Raw genomic sequence first — 4,370 nt, 5'->3', positions numbered from 1 at the left:
TGACCTCGCCCGACTACTGGGTCCGCCAGCTGCGCGGCACCGTCCGCTTCCACGACGCCGTACGCACCTTGGAGGAGGAGGGCGTCGGCCTGTGCCTCGAAGTCGGCCCCGACGCCGTGCTCACCGGCATGATCCGAAACGGTCAGGGCGAAGGCGAAGGCGCACGCGGCATCACCGCCGTTCCCCTGCTGCGTGCCCGGCACTCCGAGACCGCCGTGCTCAGCACGGGGGTGGCCCTGGCCCATGTGCGTGGCGCGCACGTCGACCTCGCCGCGTTCTTCCCCGGGGCGGCTCACATCGACCTGCCCACCTATGCCTTCCGGCACAGCCGCTACTGGCTGACCTCCGCGCAGCGAGCGGCCAGGCCCGATGCCGCCCCGCACCCGCTGCTTGACACGGTTGTCGAGCTCGCCGGCCGGGACGAGACGGTCCTCAGCGGTTGCGTCAGCCCCGATGACCACCCGTGGCTCATCGACCACACGATCGACGGCAACGTGATCCTTCCGGCGACCGCGTTCCTCGAACTCGCGGCGGCAGCGGCGGCCCGTACCGGAGCGGCCGGAGTGGAACAGCTGACCCTGGAGGCGCCCCTGCGCCTGCTCAAGGGCGAGTCCGTCCGGCTGCAGATCATCGTCCAGGCACCCGACCAGGACGGCATCAGGGCGTTCTCCGTCCACGCGCAGCCCGTCGACGCGGACGGCGGGGACGGCGGGGACGGCGTGGCGTGGAGCCGTTACGCGAGCGGCAGCCTCGCCCCGGCAGGCGCCACCGCCCCGGAGCCGGTCGCCTTCGAGCCGCTGCTCAACTGGCCCCCGCAGCACGCCACCGAGATTCCGCTGGACGGCGTCTACGCCGGCCTGGCCGAGCTCGGATACGAGTACGGCCCCGCGTTCCAAGGACTCAGGGGCCTCTGGCAGCACGGCGAGGAGCTGTACGCCGAGGTCCAGCTGCCCGGGCAGCTCCATGACGCGGCAGGCGAGTTCGCCGTGCATCCGGCACTGTTGGATGCCGCGATCCAGCCTCTGGTCGTATCGGCGTCCGAGGAGCTCGCGGCCGGCGATCTCCTGCGGCTGCCCTTCGACTGGCACGGCGCTGCTTTCTGGAACCCCGACGGCCTCACAGCCCTGCGCGTACGACTCACGCCCTCGGGCAGCGACAGCACCGCCATCGCGATCGCCGACCAGCACGGCTCTCCCGTAGCGGAGGCTCGTGCACTGACGATGCGGCCGGTGCCCCGGCAGCAGTTCACCGGTCAGTTCGGCGCGAGGGCTTCCGCCCCGCACGCCGTGGAGTGGCAGCCGGTCACGGCACCGGACCTCGGTGAAGCGCCCGAGAAGCTGGTGTACATCACTGATCGCCTGCCCGAGGACGTCGGCACGACCGTCCTCCAGGTACCGCCGCACAACACCGACACGGACGTTGCCGGTGGAGTGCGCGGTGTCGTGGGCGGGGTCTTGGAGCAGGTGCGGGCCTGGCTGGGCGACGCCCGGTTCGAGGACTCGCGGCTGGTCGTGGTGACGCGCGGCGCGGTGGGTGCGGTCAAGGGCGAGGGTGTTGCGGACCTGGCGGGTGCCTCGGTGTGGGGGCTGCTGCGGTCGGCCCAGTCGGAGCATCCCGGCCGGATCGTCCTGGCGGACCTGGAGGAGAGCGCTTCCGGGTCCTCCGGGTCCGAGGAGTTGGCCGGACTGCTGCGGACCGTCGCAGGGTCCGGACACACCCAAGTCGCCGTACGCGACGGCAAGTTGCTGGCACCGCGCCTGGTGCGTACCGCCGCCACCGGTACCGGCACGGGTCCGGACTGGGGCGAGGGCACGGTCCTGGTGTCCGGCGCGACCGGCACCCTGGGCGCGATCGCGGCCCGCCACCTCGTACGGGAACGCGGCGTCCGGGAACTGCTGTTGCTCAGCCGCAGCGGTGAATCAGCTCCTGGCGCCGGTGAGTTGCGCGCCGAGCTGGAAGAACTCGGCGCCCGGGTCACCCTCGCCGCGTGTGACGTCGCCGACCGCGACGCGCTCGCCGACGCACTGGCGCGCGTGCCCGCGGACCACCCGCTGACCGGTGTAGTGCACACCGCAGGCGTCGCCGAAGACGGCGTGCTCTCCGAGATGAGCCAGGCACAGCTGGAACGAGTCCTCCGACCCAAGGTCGACGGCGCCTGGAACCTGCACGAACTCACCCGCGACCACGACCTGAAGACCTTCGTCCTCTACTCCTCACTCGCCGGACTCTTCGGCACGGCAGGCCAGGCCAACTACGCGGCAGGCAACGCATTCTTGGACGGCCTCGCCACCATGCGGCGCGCCCAAGGTCTGCCCGCCGTATCGATGGTGTGGGGCCTGTGGGAGGAATCCAGCGGCATCAGCGGCGAACTGAGCGAAGTCGACCTGCGACGGCTCAACCGCATGGGGTTGCAGGCATTGTCGTCATCAGAGGCGATGGGCCTGTTCGACGCGGCCCTCGCGGCGGACGAACCCGTCCTCGCCCTGACCGGCATCGACACCCGCGCCCTGCGCACCCGCGCCGAAGACGTACCCGGCCTGCTCCAGGCACTGGTACCCACGGCACGGCGGCCACGCGCCGCGGCCAGGAGCGAGACCAGCGGTGCACAACCACAGTCGCCGAGCGCGCAGTCGCAGCCGCAGTCGCTGGGCGCACGACTCGCGGGGCTGCCCCCCGAGGAGCGCGAACGGTCCACGATCGACCTCGTACGCGGAGTGGTCGCCGACATTCTGGGCCATGACGATCCGAACGAAGTCGAAGTCGACCGCGCCTTCCAGGAGCTGGGCTTCGACTCCCTCAACGCCGTCGAACTGCGCAACCGCTTGAACAAACTGAGCGGACTGCAGCTGACCAACACCGTCGTCTTCGACTACCCGTCCGTCGACGCGCTGGCCGGCTTCCTGGCCGGACAACTCGCCGACCGGCATGCTCCGGCGCCCAGCACCCTGCCCGCCGCCCCGGCCGTCGGCGGTCCCGTTTCTCCGCTGCTCCAGCGGTTGGCAGACCTCCGGGCGGACGAGCGGAAGCGGGCGATCGTGGAACTGGTGCAGGAAGAGGTGGCCGACATCCTGGGACACGACGATCCGCGGGAGATCGAGGCGGACCGTGCCTTCCAGGAGCTGGGGTTCGACTCCCTGAGCGCGGTGGAGTTGCGGAACCGGTTGAACAAGGCGAGCGGAGTGCGGTTCACGAACACCGTCGTCTTCGACTATCCCTCGGTCGGTTCGCTTGCCGGGTTCCTGGACGAGCAACTGGCCGACCAGATCGAGCAACTCACCAGGGTCCCGCAGGGCGGGACCGCACCGGACACCGTCCTCTCGCACCTGGGCGAGTTGGAGGAGCATATCCGCGGTGTCGGCGAAGACGACGCGCTGCGGCGGCAGATCACCGAGCAGCTGCAGCGGCTCCTGGAGCTGACCGGGGCCGGGCTTGACGAAGACCTCGACTCCGCCAGCGACGAAGAGCTCTTCGCGCTGGTGGACGGGGTCGAGTAACCCCACATCGGCAGGCCCGGACACCCCGCTTCACCTCACACATGAACTTTGAAGGGTTGAATTCTGATGGCGGACGAGAAGGAACTCCGGGAGTACCTCAAGCGCGCGATAGCCGACGCGCGGGACGCGCGGGGCCGCCTGCGTGAGGTGGAGGAGAAGGCGCGGGAGCCGATCGCGATCGTGGGGATGGCCTGCCGCTATCCGGGCGGTGTCACGGATGCCGAGGGCCTGTGGAAGCTGGTCGAACAGGGCGTCGACGCGGTCTCGCCGTTCCCGACGGACCGCGGCTGGCCCGAGGACCTGCACGACCCGGACCCGGACAGCGTGGGCAAGTCGTACGTGAGCGAGGGCGGTTTCCTCGACGACGTGAGCGGCTTCGACCCCTCTTTCTTCGGGATGTCTCCGCGTGAGGCCACGGTGGCGGACCCGCAGCAGCGGCTGCTTCTGGAGACCACCTGGGAGGCGATGGAGAACGCGGGCGTGGTGCCCGCCACCCTGCGTGGCAGCCGCACCGGCGTGTTCGTCGGGCAGATGTACCACGACTACGGGGCTCGCCCCAACCTCCCCAAGGAGGGCTACGAGGGCAACCTCGTCAGCAACAGCATGGGCAGCATCGCCGCAGGTCGAGTGGCCTACACGTTCGGTTTCGAGGGGCCGACCGTGTCCGTGGACACGGCGTGCTCCTCGTCGCTGGTCGCGATGCACATGGGGGCGACGGCGCTGCGCCGGGGAGAGTGCGATCTGGCCTTCGCCGGGGGTGTCACGGTGCTGTCCACCCCTGTGTCGTTCGTGGAGTTCTCGCGGCAGCGGGGTCTGGCCACCGACGGCCGCTGCAAGTCCTTCGCCGCCGCCGCGGACGGCACCGGCTGGGCCGAA

The 4,370-nt window shown here is 70.5% G+C and carries 2 protein-coding genes; both read left to right on the top strand.

Annotated features, from left to right (window positions below):
• The coding region (locus IE226_RS43370; RefSeq protein ID WP_190087050.1) for an SDR family NAD(P)-dependent oxidoreductase at window positions 1-3,494 on the top strand (3,494 nt) is incomplete at its 5' end.
• 66 nt (window positions 3,495-3,560) lie between these two features.
• A partial coding sequence (locus tag IE226_RS43365; protein WP_190087049.1) for a beta-ketoacyl synthase N-terminal-like domain-containing protein occupies window positions 3,561-4,370 on the top strand: 810 nt, incomplete at its 3' end.

It is taken from the genome of Streptomyces longisporoflavus (genome assembly GCF_014649775.1).
GTDB classification, from domain to species: domain Bacteria; phylum Actinomycetota; class Actinomycetes; order Streptomycetales; family Streptomycetaceae; genus Streptomyces; species Streptomyces longisporoflavus.
Note: the sequence above shows the minus strand (reverse complement) of the source record. Positions and strands in the feature narration are given on the sequence as shown.